Origin of the sequence: Aliirhizobium smilacinae (genome assembly GCF_006335145.1) — a bacterium.
Taxonomy (GTDB): domain Bacteria; phylum Pseudomonadota; class Alphaproteobacteria; order Rhizobiales; family Rhizobiaceae; genus Neorhizobium; species Neorhizobium smilacinae.
Window position 1 is genome coordinate 1,809,498 of record NZ_VDMN01000001.1, and the last position, 20,412, is coordinate 1,829,909.

21 protein-coding genes are annotated in these 20,412 nt (G+C 59.2%); 4 read left to right on the plus strand and 17 right to left on the minus strand.

What is annotated here, in order from left to right; all coding sequences use genetic code 11:
* The first annotated feature begins 28 nt into the window (after positions 1-28).
* Positions 29-2,362: a methyl-accepting chemotaxis protein gene (locus FHP24_RS08810; protein ID WP_139675570.1), complete on the plus strand. Its 2,334-nt coding sequence runs from the start codon at positions 29-31 to the stop codon at positions 2,360-2,362.
* Between the two features lie 43 nt (positions 2,363-2,405).
* Here FHP24_RS08810 and FHP24_RS08815 read toward each other — a convergent pair whose 3' ends face one another.
* Positions 2,406-3,347, minus strand: a complete 942-nt coding sequence (locus FHP24_RS08815; RefSeq protein WP_139675572.1) for a nucleoside hydrolase — start codon at positions 3,345-3,347, stop codon at positions 2,406-2,408.
* A 189-nt stretch (positions 3,348-3,536) separates the two neighbouring features.
* Here FHP24_RS08815 and FHP24_RS08820 point away from each other — a divergent pair, with 189 nt between their 5' ends.
* Together FHP24_RS08820 and FHP24_RS08825 are read left to right on the plus strand one after the other, a co-directional pair.
* Positions 3,537-3,965 carry an Hsp20 family protein gene (locus FHP24_RS08820; protein ID WP_139675574.1) on the plus strand — a complete coding sequence of 143 codons (429 nt, stop codon included), beginning with the start codon at positions 3,537-3,539 and terminating at the stop codon, positions 3,963-3,965.
* A 44-nt stretch (positions 3,966-4,009) separates the two neighbouring features.
* Positions 4,010-4,267 (plus strand): BQ00720 family protein, encoded by a 258-nt coding sequence (locus FHP24_RS08825; RefSeq protein WP_139675576.1) that lies wholly within the window; start codon positions 4,010-4,012, stop codon positions 4,265-4,267.
* A 23-nt stretch (positions 4,268-4,290) separates the two neighbouring features.
* Here FHP24_RS08825 and trmB read toward each other — a convergent pair whose 3' ends face one another.
* The 15 genes from trmB to trpS all read right to left on the minus strand — a co-directional run bounded on the left by trmB (position 4,291) and on the right by trpS (position 17,838).
* On the minus strand, positions 4,291-4,995 hold the full coding sequence (trmB, locus tag FHP24_RS08830) for a tRNA (guanine(46)-N(7))-methyltransferase TrmB (protein ID WP_139675578.1): 705 nt from the start codon (positions 4,993-4,995) through the stop codon (positions 4,291-4,293).
* A 95-nt stretch (positions 4,996-5,090) separates the two neighbouring features.
* Entirely contained in the window at positions 5,091-6,353 is a 1,263-nt protein-coding gene (gene metK, locus FHP24_RS08835; protein WP_139675580.1) for a methionine adenosyltransferase, read from the minus strand.
* A 174-nt stretch (positions 6,354-6,527) separates the two neighbouring features.
* Positions 6,528-6,944: a helix-turn-helix domain-containing protein gene (locus tag FHP24_RS08840; protein ID WP_112458294.1), complete on the minus strand. Its 417-nt coding sequence runs from the start codon at positions 6,942-6,944 to the stop codon at positions 6,528-6,530.
* 149 nt (positions 6,945-7,093) lie between these two features.
* The gene (gene lnt / locus FHP24_RS08845) at positions 7,094-8,695 is read right to left on the minus strand and encodes an apolipoprotein N-acyltransferase (RefSeq protein ID WP_139675582.1); all 1,602 of its coding nucleotides are present in this window, start codon (positions 8,693-8,695) and stop codon (positions 7,094-7,096) included.
* 76 nt (positions 8,696-8,771) lie between these two features.
* Positions 8,772-9,944 carry a hemolysin family protein gene (locus tag FHP24_RS08850; RefSeq protein WP_139675584.1) on the minus strand — a complete coding sequence of 391 codons (1,173 nt, stop codon included), beginning with the start codon at positions 9,942-9,944 and terminating at the stop codon, positions 8,772-8,774.
* 9 nt (positions 9,945-9,953) lie between these two features.
* Positions 9,954-10,463: an rRNA maturation RNase YbeY gene (gene ybeY / locus FHP24_RS08855; protein WP_139675586.1), complete on the minus strand. Its 510-nt coding sequence runs from the start codon at positions 10,461-10,463 to the stop codon at positions 9,954-9,956.
* 20 nt (positions 10,464-10,483) lie between these two features.
* The gene (locus tag FHP24_RS08860) at positions 10,484-11,542 is read right to left on the minus strand and encodes a PhoH family protein (RefSeq protein WP_139675588.1); all 1,059 of its coding nucleotides are present in this window, start codon (positions 11,540-11,542) and stop codon (positions 10,484-10,486) included.
* A 23-nt stretch (positions 11,543-11,565) separates the two neighbouring features.
* Positions 11,566-12,990: a tRNA (N6-isopentenyl adenosine(37)-C2)-methylthiotransferase MiaB gene (miaB, locus tag FHP24_RS08865; RefSeq protein WP_139675590.1), complete on the minus strand. Its 1,425-nt coding sequence runs from the start codon at positions 12,988-12,990 to the stop codon at positions 11,566-11,568.
* A gap of 54 nt (positions 12,991-13,044) precedes the next feature.
* A complete protein-coding gene (locus FHP24_RS08870; RefSeq protein ID WP_139675592.1) occupies positions 13,045-13,848 on the minus strand; it encodes a lysophospholipid acyltransferase family protein in 804 nt (267 codons plus the stop codon).
* Between the two features lie 23 nt (positions 13,849-13,871).
* Positions 13,872-14,300 (minus strand): Fur family transcriptional regulator, encoded by a 429-nt coding sequence (locus tag FHP24_RS08875; protein WP_139675594.1) that lies wholly within the window; start codon positions 14,298-14,300, stop codon positions 13,872-13,874.
* A 38-nt stretch (positions 14,301-14,338) separates the two neighbouring features.
* Positions 14,339-14,833: a GNAT family N-acetyltransferase gene (locus FHP24_RS08880; protein WP_139675597.1), complete on the minus strand. Its 495-nt coding sequence runs from the start codon at positions 14,831-14,833 to the stop codon at positions 14,339-14,341.
* 4 nt (positions 14,834-14,837) lie between these two features.
* On the minus strand, positions 14,838-15,476 hold the full coding sequence (gene tsaB / locus FHP24_RS08885; protein WP_139675599.1) for a tRNA (adenosine(37)-N6)-threonylcarbamoyltransferase complex dimerization subunit type 1 TsaB: 639 nt from the start codon (positions 15,474-15,476) through the stop codon (positions 14,838-14,840).
* A 19-nt stretch (positions 15,477-15,495) separates the two neighbouring features.
* Positions 15,496-16,062: a NifU family protein gene (locus FHP24_RS08890; protein WP_139675601.1), complete on the minus strand. Its 567-nt coding sequence runs from the start codon at positions 16,060-16,062 to the stop codon at positions 15,496-15,498.
* 110 nt (positions 16,063-16,172) lie between these two features.
* Entirely contained in the window at positions 16,173-16,664 is a 492-nt protein-coding gene (locus FHP24_RS08895; RefSeq protein ID WP_139675603.1) for a universal stress protein, read from the minus strand.
* Between the two features lie 109 nt (positions 16,665-16,773).
* Positions 16,774-17,838, minus strand: a complete 1,065-nt coding sequence (trpS, locus tag FHP24_RS08900; protein WP_139675605.1) for a tryptophan--tRNA ligase — start codon at positions 17,836-17,838, stop codon at positions 16,774-16,776.
* Positions 17,839-18,316: 478 nt separating this feature from the next.
* Between trpS and FHP24_RS08905 the strand changes: the two genes are divergently transcribed.
* On the plus strand, positions 18,317-18,802 hold the full coding sequence (locus FHP24_RS08905; protein WP_139675607.1) for a YcbK family protein: 486 nt from the start codon (positions 18,317-18,319) through the stop codon (positions 18,800-18,802).
* A gap of 28 nt (positions 18,803-18,830) precedes the next feature.
* On the opposite strand, the gene murJ is transcribed toward FHP24_RS08905, so the two are convergent.
* Positions 18,831-20,405 carry a murein biosynthesis integral membrane protein MurJ gene (gene murJ, locus FHP24_RS08910; protein ID WP_139675608.1) on the minus strand — a complete coding sequence of 525 codons (1,575 nt, stop codon included), beginning with the start codon at positions 20,403-20,405 and terminating at the stop codon, positions 18,831-18,833.
* Positions 20,406-20,412 lie beyond the last annotated feature (7 nt).

The following is a 20,412-nucleotide window of genomic DNA, read 5'->3' on the forward strand; positions in this document are numbered from 1 at the left end:
TTCGCCCTACAGATCCACGAGGCAAGTCATGTCCTTCCTGCGCCTGAATTCCCTGTCCAAAAAGCTTATCGTCGTCACCAGCATCGCAATCGCGCTGCTGCTCGTCGTCTCCAACTTCTTCCTCATCTCCCAGACGAGCGACAGGGTCACAGCCCTTACACTTGAGCAGGCCAATGCCGAAGCTCGATCCATCGGCAACGAGGTGGCTGCCGAAATCGGCCAGCTCGCGGGTGCTGCACGCTCGATGGCCGGCGTCATCGGCCGTGGCCATGCTGCGGGCTATCTTGACCGCAAAAGCGTCGTGGATGCGCTGAAGGCCAATCTCGAGCAGAACGCATTTGCCTATGGCAGCTGGTTTGCGGAAGTGCCGGGCAATTTCGATGGCCGAAATGGCGAATTCATCGGCAACAATGAATTTGGCGGTAACAAGAAGGGCGAACTCGCCCCCTACTGGACCAAGAACAAGGCCGGCAACATTGCCTACAGCGTCTTCGACGTCGATACCCAGGCGGAATGGTACGCCCTGCCGGCTAGCTCGAAAAAAGGCGCATTGACGCAGCCTTACATCGAGAGTTCGACCGGCGACAAGACCGCCATGAGCTCGATCGCCTATCCGGTGCTGTCGGGAACCAAACTCATCGGGATCGCTGGCGTAGACGTTTCGCTCGCGACGCTTTCCACCAAATTGCAGGCAATGCGCCCCTTCGGCTCCGGCCGTGTGTTGCTCGTATCCCAAGGCGGCAAGTGGATCGTTCCAGATAATGCGGACAACCTGATGAAGGCGATTGAAGGCGAAGGCACAGATGCGCTGCTTTCCACGCTGAAATCCGGTAAGCCCGTGACGATCGACAATCTGGCCGGCTCGAGCGGAGAACTGTTCGAGCGGGTCGTTTATCCGTTCGCCGTTCCGGACTTGAACACGAGCTGGGCCGTCGTCGTCGACGTGCCTATGAGTGTCATCATGGCGCCAGTCACCGACCAGACCTGGATGATGATCGTCAGCGGCATCATCCTTCTCGGCGCCGTCATCGTTACTCTTTACGTAGCCAGCGGCTCGTTGCTGCGCGGTCCCCTGAAGGCCTTGCTGGCAAGCGTGGGCCAGCTCGGTGAAGGCCGATATGACAATGCTGTCCATGGGCAGGATCGCAATGACGAAGTCGGTGCGCTGGCAAAGTCGCTCGAAGGTTTCCGCCATACGCTGGCCGACGGCAAGCGGCTCTCATCGGAAGCGGAAACGCAGCGCAATGCCGCCGAAGACCTGCGCCATCGCTCCGCCACTGAGCGTGAGGAAGCCGCACGGGAACAGGCCCATGTCGTGGACTTGCTGGCTTCCGGCCTCGCAGAGCTTTCCAACGGCAACCTGCAACACCGCTTGACGGGAGAATTCCCCGGCGATTACGCAAAGCTGAAACACGACTTCAACAATGCGGTCGACAGTATCGAAAGCACCGTGATTGCAGTCACCTCGTCGATCCACAATATCGGCACTGGCAGCCGCGAAATCACGACTAGCACGGGCGATCTTTCTCACCGGACCGAGCAGCAGGCTGCAAGTCTGGAACAGACTGCCGCAGCGCTGAACGAACTGACCGAACAGGTCAATGCGAGCGCCGAAAACGCCGGCACCGCCGCCTCGACGGTCAATCTCGCCTGTGACGATGCGGAAAAATCCGGCGAGGTGGTGCAGAAGGCTGTTGCCTCCATGCAGGCCATAGCCCATTCTTCGCAGGAAATCTCGCGTATCATCGGCGTGATCGACGAGATCGCCTTCCAGACCAACCTTCTGGCGCTGAATGCCGGCGTAGAGGCTGCCCGCGCAGGCGAAGCCGGCAAGGGATTTGCCGTGGTTGCGCAGGAAGTGCGGGAGCTGGCGCAGCGTTCCGCGACTGCTGCGAAAGAGATCAAGACGCTTATCAACGCATCGACGACACAGGTTCATGACGGTGTCGACCTCGTCGGCAAGGCCGGCGATGCGCTGCAGAAGATCGCCATCCAGGTGATGCAGATCAACGGGCTGATCCGCCAGATCTCCTCCTCCGCCGGCGAGCAGGCAGTGGGCCTGAAGGAGATCAACTCGGCCGTCAACCAGATGGATCAGGTGACCCAGCAGAACGCCGCCATGGTCGAGGAGACGACTGCGGCCAGTGCGGTTCTGAACGGCGAGGCCGAGACCCTCAGAGATCTCGTCCAGCGCTTCCGTACGTCGGCGCCGAGCGCCGCTGCAGCACAGCCGCTCCGCCAGATGGCGCAGGCGATGCGATCAGCTCCGCGTCAGGTGCAGGATCCGGCCTACGCTCCGTGCAAGGTCGCCGCCGTGTCGCATGGCTCGGCAGCTGTTGCGGAAAGCTGGGAAGAGTTCTGAGAAACGCCATGGGATGCCGCCCGCAAAAGGCGGCATCCTGACCTCACAGGCGCCCGACGCGTTCGGTCAGCAACGCGAAGAAACCATCGGCATCCACGTTGCGCATGAACGTCGCGTTCCGCTTTCGGTCGGTCACATGCCACCAGTCGACAACAGTCATGCCGACCGTCAGTGCCGACTGGACCTCGATCTCGACATTGCAGTGACGGCCGGAAAACAGGTCCGGCTTCAGCAGATAGGCGATGACGCTCGGATCATGCAGCGGGCCGCCATCCGATCCATACTTCTCGACATCGAAGCGCTCAAAGAAGGCCAGCCACTGGACGAGGACCTGGGCGGGGCGTGTGTCGAGCGCGGCGATCCTGGCAACACGTTCCTTGGTTGTCAGAAGCTGGTGGGTCACATCCAGCGGCAGGATGACGGTCGGGATGCCCGCGTCGAAAACGATCTTCGCCGCTTCCGGATCGACATAGATGTTGAACTCGGCCGCCGGCGTGATGTTGCCGCCTTCGAAACAGCCGCCGCCCATCATCACCAGTTCCTGGATGCGGCCGGCGATGTCCGGTGCCTTCTGTAGTGCCAGTGCCAGATTGGTCAGCGGGCCGAGCGTGCAGATGGTGACCGTTCCGGCAGGTTCGCTCCGCAGCGTCTCGATAATGAAATTGACCGCGTGCACCGGCTGCGCCACCATCATCGGTTCCGGCAGTTCGGCACCATCCATTCCAGTACGGCCGTGGACATGCTCGGCGGTTACCTGCGGCCGGTTGAGTGGCTTCAGCGCGCCCTCATAAACCTTGGCATCCGGTTTGCCACACAGTTCGCAGACGATGCGCAGATTGCGACTGGTGAACGAGAGGGGGACATTTCCCGCCACGGCACAGAGGCCGAGAATTTCCAGTTCCTCAGGGCTTGCGAAGGCCAGCATGAGTGCTGCGGCATCGTCCTGACCTGGATCCGTATCAATAATGATCTTGCGTGGTGACATTGTTCATCCCCTCAATTCGGTCGGGATTGGTGGAGGCACACGTATGGTTTGTCAAGGACGGCACAGCCGGCTTTCACGTGTCTCGCCTTGTGCCACAGCTTGCGATCGTCATCACGGCAACCCATATAATAGGCTCTTCCGGCGTGCCTTCTGGGCGCCGGCATGGTCGCTTGATACAAGGACTGAACGATGACCCGGATGACGCCCTTCGCGAGCCCCCTGCTTCTGGGCTTTGATGCGATGGAAAAAACGCTGGAGCGCCTCGCCAAGGCGAATGAAGGCTACCCGCCGTATAATATCGAGCGAATCAGATCTGCTTCCCCAGATGGGCATGAGAAATTGCGCATCACTCTGGCCGTTGCCGGCTTTTCGGAAGACGAACTGGACGTCACGACAGAAGAAAATCAACTCGTGATCCGTGGGCGCCAGGTCGAGCAAGACGAGCGTGATTACCTCCACCGGGGCATTGCCGCACGCCAGTTTCAACGGGTTTTCGTGCTTGCGGACGGTATGGAAGTGTCCTTCGCTTCGCTGAAGAACGGGCTTCTCTCGGTCGACCTCATGCGCCCGGAACCGCAGCGCGTGGTGAGAAAAATTAACATTTCCGTCTCAGACTAGGACGTGTCGGCATCAAGGCCGGCACCCTCAGTCTGGAGGCTGGAATGCTTTTGAAAGAAGCGAATACGCATTTGTCGCAGTCCGAACTCGCCCATCTCGGCGCCGGTGAAGTCGGATATATTCGCAAGATGCGATCTGAAGAAGTCTCCCGCTGTTTTCCCGAAGCTCCCGATATCGATCCCAGCCTCGACCTGTGGGCGCTGTTCGGTGCCGACGGCACACCGATCCTGCTGACAGACAATCGTTCCAGCACGTTCTTCAAGGCGGCAGAAGACGATCTGAAGACGGTCAGCCTTCACTGACCGCTACGACCGCAGTTTTGCGGTCACACCTTTCGAAATGCCAGATAGGCGGATGAGCGCCCTTCCCTGCGGGCCTTGTTCTCGTAGCGCGTTCCCGGCCAGCCGGCATAAGGCGTCAGCCAGTCGGATGACTGTTCGGCCTGCCAGGCGAAACCACCATGGTCGCGGCAGTGAATCAGCGTGTGGTTGACGTAAGTGTCGATGTCGGATGCGAAGCAGAAGACGCCGCCGGGTTTCAGCACGCGGTGGAAACGCTCCAGGTTGACCTGTGAGACGAAGCGGCGCTTCCAATGCTTTCGCTTCGGCCAGGGATCGGCGTAAAGCAGATCGATCTGGTCGATAGAGCCTGACGGCAACCAGTCGAGCACCTGCGTCGCATCGTCGTCGTAGACCCGGATATTCTTCAGCCCCTGGATCTCGACCTGCGAGAGCAGCTTCGCCATCGAATTGACGAAAGGCTCGACACCGATAAAACCGGTCGTACCGTTCTCGTTGGCGCGATGAACCAGATGCTCGCCACCGCCAAAGCCGATTTCAAGCCGTATGCGTTCAACCGGGATCGGATAAAGTTCGGCAAGGATATCCGGCGCAGGAGACGCAAGATCGAGCTTCAGCGCCGGCAAGAGTGTCGCCAGACCTTCGGCCTGACGCTCCCGGAGGGCCTTGCCTTTGCGGCGGCCATAAAACGCTTCCGTCGCCCGGCTCGGATGCTGCTGATCGTCACTCATGAGAAGTCTTCCAAAAACAAAGAAGCGGATGCCCGCAGAAGGCACCCGCTTTAACGTGTCATAACCGGATCGGTAAAGCCCCGATCGGAAATGCCTTACTCGGCAGCGACCAGAAGGTCTTCCTTCAGGGCGTCCTTGAGCGGCTTCACAAGATCGGTCTTTTCCCAGGAGAAGGAACCGTCACGGCCGGACTTGCGGCCGAAGTGACCATAGGCCGATGTCTTGGCATAGATCGGCTTGTTGAGGTCGAGATGACGACGAATGCCGGTCGGCGACAGGTCCATGACCTTGCGGATGGCGTTCTCGATCTGGTCTTCCGTGACGTTCTTGCCTGTCTGGTGCAGGTCGACATAGATCGACAGCGGCTGGGCGATACCGATCGCATAGGCGATCTGGATCGTGCAGCGATCGGCAAAGCCTGCTGCAACAACGTTCTTGGCGAGGTAGCGCGCGGCATAGGCCGCCGAACGGTCAACCTTGGTCGTGTCCTTGCCGGAGAATGCGCCACCACCGTGGGGAGCCGCACCGCCATAGGTGTCGACGATGATCTTGCGGCCGGTCAGGCCTGCATCACCATCAGGGCCCCCGATGACGAACTTGCCGGTCGGGTTGATGTACCACTTGCAGTCCTTGGCGACCGGCAGATCACCCAGCGCTTCAAGGATATAGGGCTCGACGACCTGGCGAACCTTCTTCGAATCCCAGCTCGCATCGATATGCTGGGTGGAAAGAACGATCGAGTCGACCTCAGTCGGCTTGCTGTTTTCATAGCGCACCGTCACCTGGCTCTTGGCGTCCGGGCCGAGCTTGCCGGCATCGCCCTCGCCCTTCTTGCGGGCAGTCGCGAGCAGCTGAAGGATCTTGTGGGAATAATAGATCGGAGCCGGCATGAGATCCGGCGTTTCCTTGCAGGCATAACCGAACATGATGCCCTGGTCGCCGGCACCTTCGTCGCCCTGCTTGTCGGCGGCGCTATCAACGCCCTGCGCGATATCGGCAGACTGGGAGTGCAAGAGCACGTCGATCTTCGCCGTCTTCCAGTGGAAGCCATCCTGCTCGTAACCGATGTCGCGGATCGCCTTGCGGGCCGCGGACTTGAACTTCGACGGGTTGATCACGTCGTTGCCGTTCTTGTCCTTCTTCATCAGGCTCGGCGGCAAGCGCACTTCACCGGCAATAATCACACGATTGGTGGTCGCCAGGGTTTCGCAGGCAATACGAACCGTCCACGGATCAACACCGGTTTTCGCAGCTTCGCGGTAAACGAGGTCGACGATTTCATCGGAGATGCGGTCACAAACCTTGTCCGGGTGGCCTTCTGCCACGGACTCGCTGGTGAACAGATAATTGGCGTGCATGCGGGATTCCCCTCAAAGAATGGACAGCAAAATGTTTAGTGAGTTCGTCATGTAAAGACAAGAACACAACGACATAAATATATCTTTATGCGTGGAATTGATCCTTATTTTTGATGAAGGCATAAAAAAAGCGGCTGTAAAAGCCGCTTTCTCCTCCCCGCCTCATAGAAGCGACTATTCCTCGGCTTCGGCAGCGAGTGCCTTGACGAGGTCTACCAACCTGCGGCGAACCTTGGGATCGGCGATTTTGACGAATGCGCGGTTGAGCTGAAGACCTTCCGAGGACGACAGAAAGTCAACAACGTAATTGGAGCTGGATGCTTCGGCCATGCCGGTTGCACCGCCAGCCTGGTCGCCCGGTGCATCTTCGAAGAAGAAGGACACCGGTACGTTGAGAATGCTCGAGATGTTCTGCAGACGGCTTGCGCCGACGCGGTTAGTCCCTTTTTCGTATTTCTGGATCTGCTGAAAAGTAATGCCAAGGCTTTCGCCCAGCTTTTCCTGACTCATGCCCAGCATCGTTCTGCGCAGGCGGATCCGGCTCCCGACGTGAATATCGATCGGGTTCGGCTTTTTCTTGTTTTCAATCATAATGGGGGTCCTGGTGAAGTTGCAGTTAGGTTTTCAACCCGGTCCGCGTATGGAGAATACACTTCAAGCGATTGGGACGACAGAACCAACACACGAAGCGTATGACGAGACGGTAGGCATTCTCACTATGCAATTTTGGGGGTTTTTGGTCAATTCGCGTGAGATTTAAAACTTAGACGCGAAGCCACTGCAATCACAGACATGAGTGCTACAACCAACCAGAAGTACCACTGGCGGCTGTTATTACTCCAATTTGCAACCTTTGCACTACTTATGGTCGCGTCGATCACACCCTTTTGATTGTATCCCAGCCCCCTTACTACCCGGCCAAACGGGTCTATAACCGCCGAAATTCCGGTATTCGCCCCCCGAATCAGGAACAATCCGTTCTCGACGGCCCGCAATCGGGCCTGCTGAAAGTGCTGGTACGGGCCTGGAGTTGCACCAAACCAGCCGTCGTTGGTGACGTTCAAAAGGGCTGAGGTCCGCTCCACATCATTGCCGATTTCGTTGGGAAAGATCGCCTCATAGCAGATGAGTGGATAGAGAAGCGCACCACCCGGCAGCGTGAGAAGCGAGCGCGAGGAAGCCGCCGTAAAGCCTCCCGGCATGGCGATCGCCTCGGTAATGCCGAGAGAGGCAAGGACGCTTTCGTAGGGCACGTATTCGCCATACGGAACAAGGTGCACCTTGTCCGCGGCCGATATTATTTGCCCATCACTATCAATGACATAGATTGAATTATAATAACGCGGTGCAACGCCAGCGCCGGCATTTTCGGAGCGAACGGCACCGGTGACAAGCACCTGCCCTTCCTCAAGAACCTCGGCAATACGGGCAAGCGCATCCGGATTTTCGGTCAGGATGAAAGGCACGGAAGTTTCCGGCCAGACGACGATATCCGGGCGCGTTTCACCGCTTGTGAGCGGTGCGGAGGTGAGGCGCAGATGCTCCTCGAAGATCTCCGCCCGGTTGGTATCGTCCAGTTTCTGTGCCTGGTCGATCAGCGGCTGAACAATACGTATGGTTGTTTTTTTGCCGTCACCGACAGTCAGTTTTTCATCTGCGACATTTAGTCGCCATGCGCCGAAACCCACATGCGCAGCAGCCAGAAGCACAGCCGCGGTAAGGCCGATGACCTTGCCCTTAACTGTGCCAAGCAGTGCCGGGGCGGAAAAAACGAATACGGCCAACGCGCTGACGCCGAAAATTCCCAGAACTGCATCGGACTGCATCATCAGGGGGACCGGCATCGCTCCATAACCGACGGCATTCCATGGAAACCCGGTCAGAACGAAGCTGCGCAGCCATTCGGCAACCCCGAAAGCCGCGCCGAGAGCCGCCAAACGGCCGACACCATCGGACCAGAAAGCCCGTGCGAGTGCTGTTGCCAGACCGTAGAAGATTGCGAGATAGGCAGGCACCCCAAGAACGGCGAGAGGTATCGCCCAGGCAAATTCCTCGGCATCTACGAGCAGGGCGTTGCCAAGCCACCAGAGATTGGCGACGAAATATCCAAAGCCGAAAAGCCAACCTATGGCAAAAGCAGACCGCAAACGGCTGGCGATGCCGCCACCGGGATTGCCGGTCGAGCCATCGACAAGCCAAACGAGAAGCGTAAACGAGAGGAAAAGTGTGGCGAAAACGCCGAAGGGCGGAAGTGCCAGCGCGCCGATCGCGCCAGCAAACACCGCAAGTGCGATCCGGGGCCACCCCGAAAGAAGCATGACCTTACCCGCCAGCCGCTCCATGACAGTCCCCTTTTTCGCGAATCAGGGGCGCAGTGTTTCAAAAAAACTGCGCCCTGTCGCGGTGCGGGGCAATGGATCAGGTGCCGGTGCGCGCGGAATCGCTTTCGGGGGGTGCCGGAAGAAGCACGGGCTGAGCGGGCGGTGCCAACATAACCTCTGCATCTCCCTTGACCTGACGGCGGCGTGCAAGGGCGCGTTTGCGCAGGATCTTCACCCGCTTGATACGTCTCGGATCGGCATCGAGGATCTGGAATTCGAAGCCCGGAACTGCCTGCACGACCTCGCCGCGCACGGGAATGCGCCCTAGCGCCGAGAAGATCAGGCCGCCAAGCGTGTCGACATCCTCGATGCGATCGCGAACGTCGAAGTCCGGGCCGATTGCCTTGGCGATTTCTTCCAGCTCGATGCGAGCATCGGCAACGAATACGTCCTCCGCCGTCTTGGAGAACATGACTTCTTCATTGTCATGCTCGTCCTCAACATCGCCGATGACCATCTCGACGATATCCTCGTGGGAGACGAGACCATCGGTGCCGCCGTATTCGTCGATGACCAACGCCATCTGCGTGCGAGCGGCCTGCATGCTGCGCAGGAGGTCAGACGCGAGCATCGAGGGCGGTACGAAGAGGAGCTTGCGGACAAGGCCCGCCTCCGCAACGGTCTGTTCGAGGTTGACCCGTCCAAGGTCGAAGGCAAGTTTCGGCACACGCGCCGGCTTTTCCGCGCCATTGATGGCCGTGCTGATCTGCACCGTCGAAGCCTTGACGCCTACGCGACGCTTGTTGCGGGCCTGCTTGGCCAGATAGGAAAGAAGATCGCGAATGTGGACGAAGCCGCGGGCGTCATCGAGGTTGTCGCTGTAGACCGGCATGCGCGAGCGTCCGGTCTCCTCGAAATGGATCATCAGTTCGCCGATGGTCATGTTCATGTCCACCGCCTCGATATCGGCGCGCGGCACCATGATGTCCTCGACGCGGACCTCGCGGAAGCGGAGGATATTGTGCAGCATCGCCCGTTCATCAGGCGAAAAGGCGTTGCTGACGTTTGTGTCCGTCATCAACGCGTCCGCGAGATCCTCTCGGAGCTGCTCGCCCTGCGATGGCCTGAGAAGGCGCACGGCCCTCGACCAGAAGGAATTGTGGGGTTTGGGGTGGTGTTCGGATCGTGCCGAACTACTACCCTCGTCCGACGAGGTAGAGTCCGAACCGTCCTTGCCCTCGCGGGCGACATTGCTCGAATATTCGTTCATTGTTCCAAACTACATCAACGGGTCCTGCCCCGCATAGGGGTCAGATAGGCCGAGACTGGCCAAAATGCGAGTCTCGAGTGCTTCCATTTCTTCGGCCTCGTCCTTCTCCAGATGGTCGTAACCGAACAAATGGAGGAAACCATGGACCAGAAGATGGGTCAGATGATCGTCGAAAGTCTTGTCGAGATCAACCGCCTCGCGCTCAACAGTTTCCCTCGCGACCACGATATCGCCCAGCATCGGGCCCGGCATGCCACCGGGTTCCAGCGGAAAAGCAGGGAAAGACAAGACGTTGGTCGGTTTGTCCATGCCGCGCCACTCGGCATTAATTTCCTGGATGGAATCATCGTTGGTGAAGACCAGAGACAGTTCCGGCGCCATTTTTGGGAAAGGTTGTTCCTCTTCGCGGGCCAGATAGTCCGCGGCAGCGCCGAGTACGCGGCTCGCCAGAGAGGTCAATACGGCCTCATCCGGCCAGCCGCCGTCTTCCACGCTGATCTGTAAATCGAGTTCGGGCATGAACGGTGGCCCCGGCCGGATTAACGGTCGGAGGCTTCCTCGCTTTCCTCATGGACGGCATATTGCGCGTCATAGGCCCGCACAATCCGGCCAACGAGCGGATGACGCACGACGTCGGTGTCCTTGAAGCGGATGACCGATATGCCTTCGACACCCTTCAGGATCTGCAGGGCCTCGACCAGACCGGATTTGACGCCGCGCGGCAAGTCCACCTGGCTCGGGTCGCCGGTGATGATCATCCGGCCGTTTTCGCCAAGACGGGTCAGGAACATCTTCATCTGCATCGACGTGGTGTTCTGCGCCTCGTCGAGGATGATCGCAGCGTTCTGCAGGGTACGGCCACGCATGAAGGCAAGCGGCGCAATTTCAATAACGCCGGCAGTGATGGCGCGATCGACCTTGTCCGCCGGGATCATGTCATAGAGCGCGTCATAGAGCGGGCGCAGATAGGGATCGACCTTTTCCTTCATGTCACCGGGCAGGAAGCCCAGGCGCTCGCCGGCTTCGACGGCCGGACGTGTGAGGATGATCTTGTCGACTGCACCGCGCTCGAGGAGCTGGGCTGCGTGGGCGCAGGCCAGATAGGTCTTGCCGGTACCGGCCGGACCAACACCAAAGACAAGCTCCGCCCGGTCCAGCGCCCGCATATAGGCGTCCTGGGTGGGTGTGCGCGCCTGAATGGTCTTCTTGCGGGTGGAAATCTGCGCCATGGAGAGCTTTGCCTTGCGCTCCAGTGTCGGTAACGACAACTGGTCGTCGGCGGCCTGCGCCATACGGATCGCACCTTCGACGTCTGAAGCTTCCACGGAACCGCCTTTCTGCAGCCGTTCATAGAGAAAATCGAGAGCGCGCCGCGCCTGATTGGTCGCGACGATATCGCCTGAGATGGAAACGGAATTGCCACGCGGCCGGGCATCGACACCAAGGCGCTGTTCGAGAAGCTTGAGGTTCTGGTCGAACTGACCAAAAAGCTCGCTGGCTAACCTATTATTCTCGAACGTCAAAACGAAGTGGTTGGCGTCGGTCGCTGCGGATCGGGGTTGGCGCGCTGTCGAAGAAACCAATTCAGGTGCGTTCAAGTAAGCAAGCTCCTCAACCTAGATTAGGCTTCCATTAAACTCTCTGCCGGTTCGGCAAACAAGCTGTTGGGGCCGGTTCCGATGATTCGTACACGGATAATCTCACCGATTTGCGATGTTTTTGCATCAACATTCACAGACTGCAGCCACGGAGAACGTCCGATGACCTGTCCGGGCATGCGGCCGGGCTTTTCCAAGAGCAGATCGATGGTCTTTCCAACGCAGGATGTGGCGAATTCGCCCTGCTGTTTCAAGAGCAGCGCCTGCAGCCTTTCCAGCCGTTCGGTTTTCACATCTTCGGCCACATGATCTGGCAGATCGGCGCCGGGCGTGCCCGGACGGCTGGAATATTTGAACGAGAAGGCCGAGGCGTAGTTCACGTCCTCGACGATCCGAAGCGTGTCTTCGAAATCCTGATCCGTCTCGCCGGGGAAACCGACGATAAAATCGCCGGACATGGCGATATCCGGTCGAACCGCGCGGATGCGCTCGATCAGCCGCAGATAGTCCGCGCCGGTGTGGCGGCGGTTCATCGCCTTGAGGATGCGGTCGGAACCGGACTGAACCGGCAGATGCAGGTAGGGCATGAGATTGCGCAGGTCACGATGTGCCTCGATCAGACGGTCATCCATGTCGCGCGGATGGCTGGTCGTGTACCGCAGCCGGGCAAGGCCCGGGATATCCGCCAGCCGGTAGAGCAGATCAGCCAGACCGAGGGATACGCCTTTTTCGTCCTGCGACTGCCAGGCATTGACGTTCTGGCCGAGCAGCGTGACCTCGCGCACACCGGCATCGACGAGCCGCTTCGCCTCATCGACGATCTGGCTGACGGGACGGGAGACTTCCGAGCCGCGGGTATAGGGCACGACACAGAAGGTGCAGAACTTGTCACAACCTTCCTGCACTGTGAGAAAAGCAGTGGCGCCGCGCGAACGAATAACCTTCTTTTCCGTTGCAGGCAGGTGGACAAACTTGTCCTCGACGGCATATTCCGTATCGACGACGCGCTGGCCGGTGCGGGCCTTTCTCAATGCATCCGGCAGGCGATGATAGGTCTGCGGACCGATGACCACGTCGACGGACGGAGCGCGGCGGATGATCTCTTCGCCTTCCGCCTGGGCGACGCAACCGGCAACGCCGATCATGAATTCGCGGCCTTCGGCAGCGCGTTCCTTCTTCATGTCACGCAGGCGGCCAAGCGCGGAATAGACCTTTTCGGCAGCCTTCTCGCGGATATGACAGGTGTTGAGGAGAACGAGATCCGCCTCTCCCATATCCTCCGTCGTCACATATCCCTCGCCCGCCAGCGCATCGCCCATGCGGGTCGAATCATAGACATTCATCTGACAACCGTAGGTCTTGATGAAGACCTTGCGGGTGTTGGGACGGCTGTCCGGACAGTGGGCGGCCTCATCGGCCGGCGCGGGAATGGAGACATGTTCGTTCATGCCGCTTCCATACCCCAAGAAAGGGCGGAATTGAAGCGGTACATAAACCGCCAATCAACCCGCATCATATTCGCGCTGCCGCAAATGCCTTATCAGCATGCGGCGAAGCTGGGCGGTGATATTCTGGCTCAGATGCTTGCGGTTGTCGCCGGTGCGGAAATCGACCGTGTCGCCGAACGCCACTTCGACATCGAGCGCACCTTCCTTCAGCACGCCGATCAGATGCGGCAGGAGCTCGATATCGCCCGGCCAGGCGGCAAGCGGGCGGTGAAAGCGACCCATCGCCATGCCATGGACGCGCGTATAGGCGATCGAAACCGGCTGGACATGCACGACACCATCAGGTGTATGCGGCACTGCCGCAGCGGCGGCACCAAACAGCGAAGATTTCACCTCCAGCAGCCGATTGCCGTCCGATGTGGTGCCTTCGGGGAAAAGCACGACGATTTCGCCGGCGGTCATACGTGCCGCGATCTCGTTGACCTGCTCGCCGGTGCGGCGCTTCTCTTCCCGCACGACGAAAATCGTCTTCTGCAATTTCGCGAGAATGCCGAAAACCGGCCAGTTGGCGACTTCCGCCTTGGCGATATAGACGACATCGGCCACCGCGCCGAGAACAAGGATATCCTTCCACGACACATGGTTCGATGCCAGCATCAACGGCCGGCGGCGCTCCGGATGGCCATGAACCCGGATACGGATGCCAAGCAGACAGCAGGCGGAACGATGCCACAAGCGCGGCACATAACGACGGATCTTCCAGTCGAAAGCGAGACCCACAAGCTGAAACGGAAGCAGTACCAGTGTCACGATCACGAGACAGACGACAACGAGGCCGATCCGGATATAGGTGATCACTGGATTATCCTTGCCGGTTCCGCTCAGTCATCGTTCTTGTCGAGCGGAATACCGTAAAGCTCTAGCCGATGGCCGACCAGCCGGAAACCGAGTTCACGGGCGATACGCTCCTGCAGTGCCTCGATCTCGGCGGACTGGAATTCGATCACGTGGCCGGTCGTCAGATCGATCATGTGATCGTGATGCTCCTCCGGCACGGTCTCGTATCTCGAGCGACCGTCACGAAAATCATGACGCTCGATGATTCCTTCGTCCTCGAACAGCTTTACCGTTCGATAGACAGTCGAAATAGAGATACGCGGATCGACCTTCGAGGACCGGCGATAAAGCTCCTCGACATCGGGATGGTCGTCGGATTCCTGCAGAATCCGGGCAATAACCCGGCGCTGATCCGTCATGCGCATGCCCTTTTCGGCACACAGCTCTTCCAGGGTTTTGGAAAGGTCCGTCATGACGTTTTAGCCTCGAAATATTCACGTATGCTGAGGGACTAGCGAAGAACGCGGCTCATGACAAGCGCTGCGGTCCGTCGTCCGTCCGTGCCGAGATAATAAGCCGGCCTCTCGGCCACCTTGGCAAACCCGAGCTTGCCGTAAAGCCCGACGGCCGCCCGATTTTCGGCCTCGACTTCAAGAAACATGCTGTCGGCGCCACGCGAGATCGCCTCGCGAACCGCCGCCTGCATCAGGCGCCAGCCGAGGCCTTGGCGGCCGAATTTTTCGGAAACGGCAACCGTCAGTATCTCCGCCTCGCCACCCGCCTCGCGGCTCAACACGAAGCCGCCCAACGGCTTGGAAAAGAATGCATTGGTCTGACGAGCGGCAAAACCAAAAACGTTCTGCTGCAAAAGCAGGTTCTGGAACTCCCCGTCGCTCCACTGGCGCGGGAACCGCATGCCGTGCAGTTCCGATATCTCGCGGCAATCGGCATCCTCGATCGGCACGATCTCGAAAAAAGGCTTCCAGCTCAGATATTCGTCAAACATGAGCTCACACTCTCGCCAGTGCAAAACCCAGTTGGGGTTTTGCATCGGGGCCGCGCAGATAAAGCGGTTTCGGCCGGGTTCCGGCAGCATCCTTGCGGGCGCCGATCCGCGCAACCATGCCAATGTCAAAACGGTCGCCAGCCTTGCTGATCCAGGAACCAGTAGGCTCGGCCGACAATGAAGCGGCGAGCTTATCCACATCCTCTGCCGACAAGGCAGCCGGCACGTTCAGCGAAACGCCGTCGACACCGAATGCCTGCGCATAAATCTCTTCGCGCTTGGCATCCATGGCAACGAGTACCGGCTTGTCGGAATGGCTGATTGCCAGATGTGAAGCGGCAAGCGTCTCAAGCGTCGATACGCCGACACATTCGATGCCGAGCGAAAGCGCCAGTCCACGCGCCGCGGCAACACCGACACGGATGCCGGTGAACGAGCCGGGGCCGATCATCACCGCGATCTTGCCGACCGATTTAAGATCGACACCGGCTTCGTCCAGCGCCTGGTCGATGACGGCCATAAGGCGTTCCGCGTGTCCCTTGCCGATCTCTTCCGAGACGACGGACAGCAGTTTTTCTGCGGAACTGTCGAATAGTGCCGCAGAGCAATCAATGCCTGCGGTATCGATGGCCAATACGATCATGAATGCGTTACGCCGAGTATCAGAGGGCCTCAACCGCCTGCACTTCGGGAACGAAGTGCTTGAGCAGGTTCTGCACGCCATGCTTCAACGTCGCCGTGGAAGATGGGCAACCGGAGCATGCACCCTTCATGTTCAGGTAAACGGTGCCGTCCTTGAAACCCTTGAAGGTGATGTCGCCGCCATCCTGCGCCACAGCCGGGCGGACGCGCGTCTCGAGCAGTTCCTTGATCGTGGCGACAAGCGTCTCGTCGCCCTTATCGAAGAATTCGCCTTCCTCGTCGGAATCCTCGGCAAGGGCCGAACCGCCGCCCATGACCGGCTGACCGGACATGAAGTGCTCCATGATCGAGCCGAGAATGGCCGGCTTCAGATGCTGCCACTCGGAATCGGACTTGGTGACGGTGATGAAGTCGTAACCGAAATAAACACCCATGACGCCGGGAACGTTGAAAAGTCGCAGGGCCAGAGGAGAGGCGGCAGCTTCGGCTTCGTTGCGAAACTCGGCCGTGCCTTTTTCCATGACCACTTTACCGGGAAGAAACTTCAAGGTCGCCGGGTTCGGCGTGGCTTCCGTCTGGATGAACATGGGCTTGCTCCTGGCCGGCGAGCGGCATTCAGTTTAGAACTCTTCCAAATAAGATAAACATTCTCATCTTTGGGTTCAAGTGCTCCTTTGCCCGTTTCCGGTCAAGAGGATTATGCGAGCGCGTCGATTTCCTCGTCGGAAAGCGTATCCGGCAGGACCGTGACGGGGATCGGGAAAGCCGCACCGCGGCCGGCGAGCGCCGAAACCAGCGGGCCAGGACCTTCTTTGGCGGATCCGGCGGCCAGCACCAGGATCGCGATGTCACGATCTTCCTCGACCAGTCCGTTGATCTGTTCGGGAGCGCTGCCTTCGCGAATGACGATTTCGGGGTCGATGCCGATCGTTTCACGCACCCGGTGCGCCGCCTTGGCCATTACGGCTTCGGCCTCTTCCATCGCCTCGGCGCGCATGATCTGCTCGACACCCAGCCATTGCTGGAAATCGCCTTCGGGAATGACATAGAGGAGAACCAGGCCGCCATTGGTATTCTTGGCGCGGCGCCCGGCATAATGGACCGCTTTTTCGCATTCAGGCGTGCCGTCAATGACCGCCATGAACTTGCGCCTGTGGCCTTCCAGCCGCGAAAGTCTCTTGGAAACCATAACGCCCCCTTGTTGCCGAAGCAGTCTCGCCGCGGACCTTATACCAACCCGTAAAAATGAAAACCCGCCGCTTAACGCGACGGGTTACCGCATTCATCCTGCCTGCAAATCAGCGCAGGAAACCGACGATATCGAAGACTTCGCCCATGACTTTCTGTGCACGGGCAGCGGCGCGTTCGCCGCCATCCCTGAGAATCGCGTCGATATGCGAGGTGTCGTCGAGCAGGCGGCGCATCTCGGCGCTGATCGGAGCAAGAACCTCGACAGCAAGATCGGCAAGCGCCGGCTTGAACACCGAAAATTGCTGTCCGCCATATTCCTTCAGCACGTCAGCCTTGGTCCTGTCGGCGAGCGCTGCGTAGATGCCGACGAGATTGTCGGCTTCCGGGCGACCAGCCAGTCCTTCGATTTCGCTCGGTAGACCTTCCGGGTCGGTCTTCGCCTTGCGGATCTTCTTGGCGATCTCGTCGGCGTCATCCATCAGGTTGATGCGCGACAGGTCGGACGGATCGGATTTCGACATCTTCTTGGTGCCGTCACGCAGCGACATGACGCGCGGTGCAGGTCCATCGATCAACGGTTCGACCAGCGGGAAATAGCCGTGGATCGGTTCTTCACCGACGACCATGTCGACGCCGGTGCCAGTCGTGCGGATCTTGTCCTGGAAGTCGATGTTGAACTTCTGGGCGATGTCGCGGGCAAGCTCGAGATGCTGCTTCTGGTCGTCACCGACCGGAACATGGGTCGCACGGTAGACGAGAATGTCAGCCGCCATCAGGCTCGGATAGGCAAGCAGGCCGAGCGAAGCGTTCTCGCGATCCTTGCCGGCCTTGTCCTTGAACTGCGTCATGCGGTTCATCCAGCCGATACGGGCGACGCAATTGAACACCCAGGCGAGTTCGGCATGCTGCGGTACGGCCGACTGATTGAAAACGATATGCTTCACCGGGTCGATGCCCGAGGCGATGAAGGCTGCTGCGATCGAGCGGATCTGGCCGCGCAGGTCGTCATGCACGAGCTGGGCGGTGATCGCATGAAGATCGACGACGCAATAGATGCAGTCGTTATTTTCCTGCAGCGCCACGAACTTGCGGATCGCGCCGAGATAATTGCCAAGGTGAAGGTTGCCGGTCGGCTGAACGCCGGAGAAAACGAGCGGCTTGAAGGTGTTCATGATGTCCTCGAACAGGCTGGTGGAAGGCCTCAGGCCTAAAGGCTGCGCGCCTCCGGAAGGTTTGAATGTCTCCGTCAATCGCGCCCCGCGGGCCATGTAGCTAACGCCGCGCTCTAAGCACGCCGGACAGGCCGGCATCAAGAGGCTCGACCCCTTTATTTCAAGACAGGACGCGATTTCATGCCGATTCCGGCTCATGAGCCCAAATATTTTTGAGATTTTATCAAGCGAAGAAGCGGTGGCTCTCGCGGCACCGGGACCTGAGCGTATGTAACAGTTTTATAACGAAGATTTGCCGCCGACCACGCAACTATAACACCAATCAAACCTGTACTTAGTTAACGTATATTAAGATTTATGGTCCGTTAATCTCAATTCAGGGTAAATCCCACCTTATTCACGTCACTTTTCAGAATGAAATACCCCGACACGACGAAGTCGACCGTCATGACGACTGGTCTTTTCCTAGGGGACATCCATGCGCATCTTTTCTCGCGTCGCGCTGGCTTGCCTTTTGGCATTCAGTATGAACGTAAACGCCGAAGCAGCAGGCAAAGACGACAAACGCCGCGGTACTACAATCAAGCACGATTACTCCGCTTTTTACACGGTGCAGCGCGTCAGTGTGCGCACCGGCTGCTTTCCCGACAAGCTGGAGGCAATCCTTGCCCATATCGCCAAGGAGACAGGCAAGAAGCCGATGGTGACGTCAGGTCACCGGCCACGCTCCGGCACGTCACAACATAGCCGCTGTTTCGCCGCAGACATCCGGGTGCCGGGTGTCTCGGAAACACGCATTCTGGCCGCAGCCCGTAATGCACCGGGCGTCGGCGGCATCGGCCGCTACTGCAACGGCATCGTGCATGTCGATATCGGCCCCAGCCGGACCTGGGCGCACTGTGGCAAGAAGGGCAAAGGCAGCCTTGCAAACCTGAAGCCCCGGACCAGCGGTCGCGATACCTGATCAAGGCGGCCCAACAGCCGCCCGCTCTTTACGACGATGCCTTGGGCTTACGCTTCAGGTTGCGGCGGATCATGCCAAGATCGGCACCGCCAATCAGAAAGGCGACGCCGAAATAAACGACCATCGCCAGAACGATCAATACACCCAGGGCGGCGACCTGGCTGAGCAGATGTGCTCCCGGTGCCAGCCACGAGGCGGCGTAGGGCAGCGCATAGATCAGCGCTGCAGCCATCACGCCGCTTGAAACGAGCAACAGGGCGGTCCGCTTGGCAAGTTGCCATTCCCATGTGAGATCACCACGCCAGACAAGCGTCGTGAAAAGCAGCAGGGTGTTGATCCAGCCGGCCGAAGCTTCCGCGGTTGCGATGCCGCGCTCCGCGAGGATGGGAAACAGCGAAATGGCAAGCCCGGAATTGACGACCACCGACAGCATGGTGATGCGCATCGGGGTCTTGGTGTCTTCGCGGGCATAAAAACCCGGCTGCAGCGCCTTGATCAGCACGAAGCCCGGCAGACCCAGCCCGTAGATTGCCAGAATGCCGGCGACGACCGAGGTGTTTTCCGCCGAAAACATGCCTCGTTCATAGAGCACGCGGATGATCGCTTCCGACAGGACCCAGAGGCCGACGGCGGCTGGCAGGGTTAGAAACAGTACGAATTCGATCGAGCGGTTCTGGATATTGGCCGCTTCCTTGAGCTGGCCACTCTTCAGCGCCCGCGACAGTTCTGGCAGCAGGACAACGCCGACGGCAACGCCGACCACGCCGAGCGGCAGTTGGTAGATACGATCGGCATATTGGAGCGCTGCAATTGCGCCTTCCTTGCCGGATGCGATCGCCTGACCGATGATCTGGTTGATCTGTGTGACGCCACCGGTGATCGCGGCGGGTACGGCAAGCCACAACAGGCGTTTGACGTTCGGCGTCATGCGCGGCCGGCGAAGGCCGATATTGATGCCGGCATGGCGGACGCCGAGATAAACGACGGCAAGCTGCAGAACACCGGCGACCAAGACGCTCCAGGAAAGATACCAGGCGATCGTCTCGGGCTCGGCCCCTATCCAGAGTCCGTAAAACAATGCGGCGATCATCACCACGTTGAGGAAGACCGGCGCGATTGCCGCCGCGAAGAAATGATGCAGCGAATTCAGCATGCCGCTCATCATCGCCGTCAGCGACATGCACATCAGATAGGGGAACATGACCGCGGCCATGCGGATCGTCAGCGACGTCTTTTCGACATCATCGGCAAAACCCGGCGCGATGATCCACCGCACCAGCCAGGGCATGGCGAGTTCCATGACGATGGTGATGATCAGGAGCGCCGAGAACAGCACCCCGAAAACCTCTTCCGAAAAGCGCTTGGCACCCTCGACACCATTCGCCTCGATCTCCTTCGAGAACAAAGGCACGAAAGCGGCGTTGAACGCGCCCTCGGCAAACAGGCGGCGAAACAGGTTCGGGAAACGGAAGGCGGCGTAAAAAACGTCCGCCATCGGCCCTGTGCCGAGCGCTGCCGCCATCAGCGTTTCACGGGCAAAGCCGAAGATGCGGCTGCCGAGCGTCGCGCCGCCGACTGTCGCGAATTTCTTGACGAGGCTCATAAGCGGT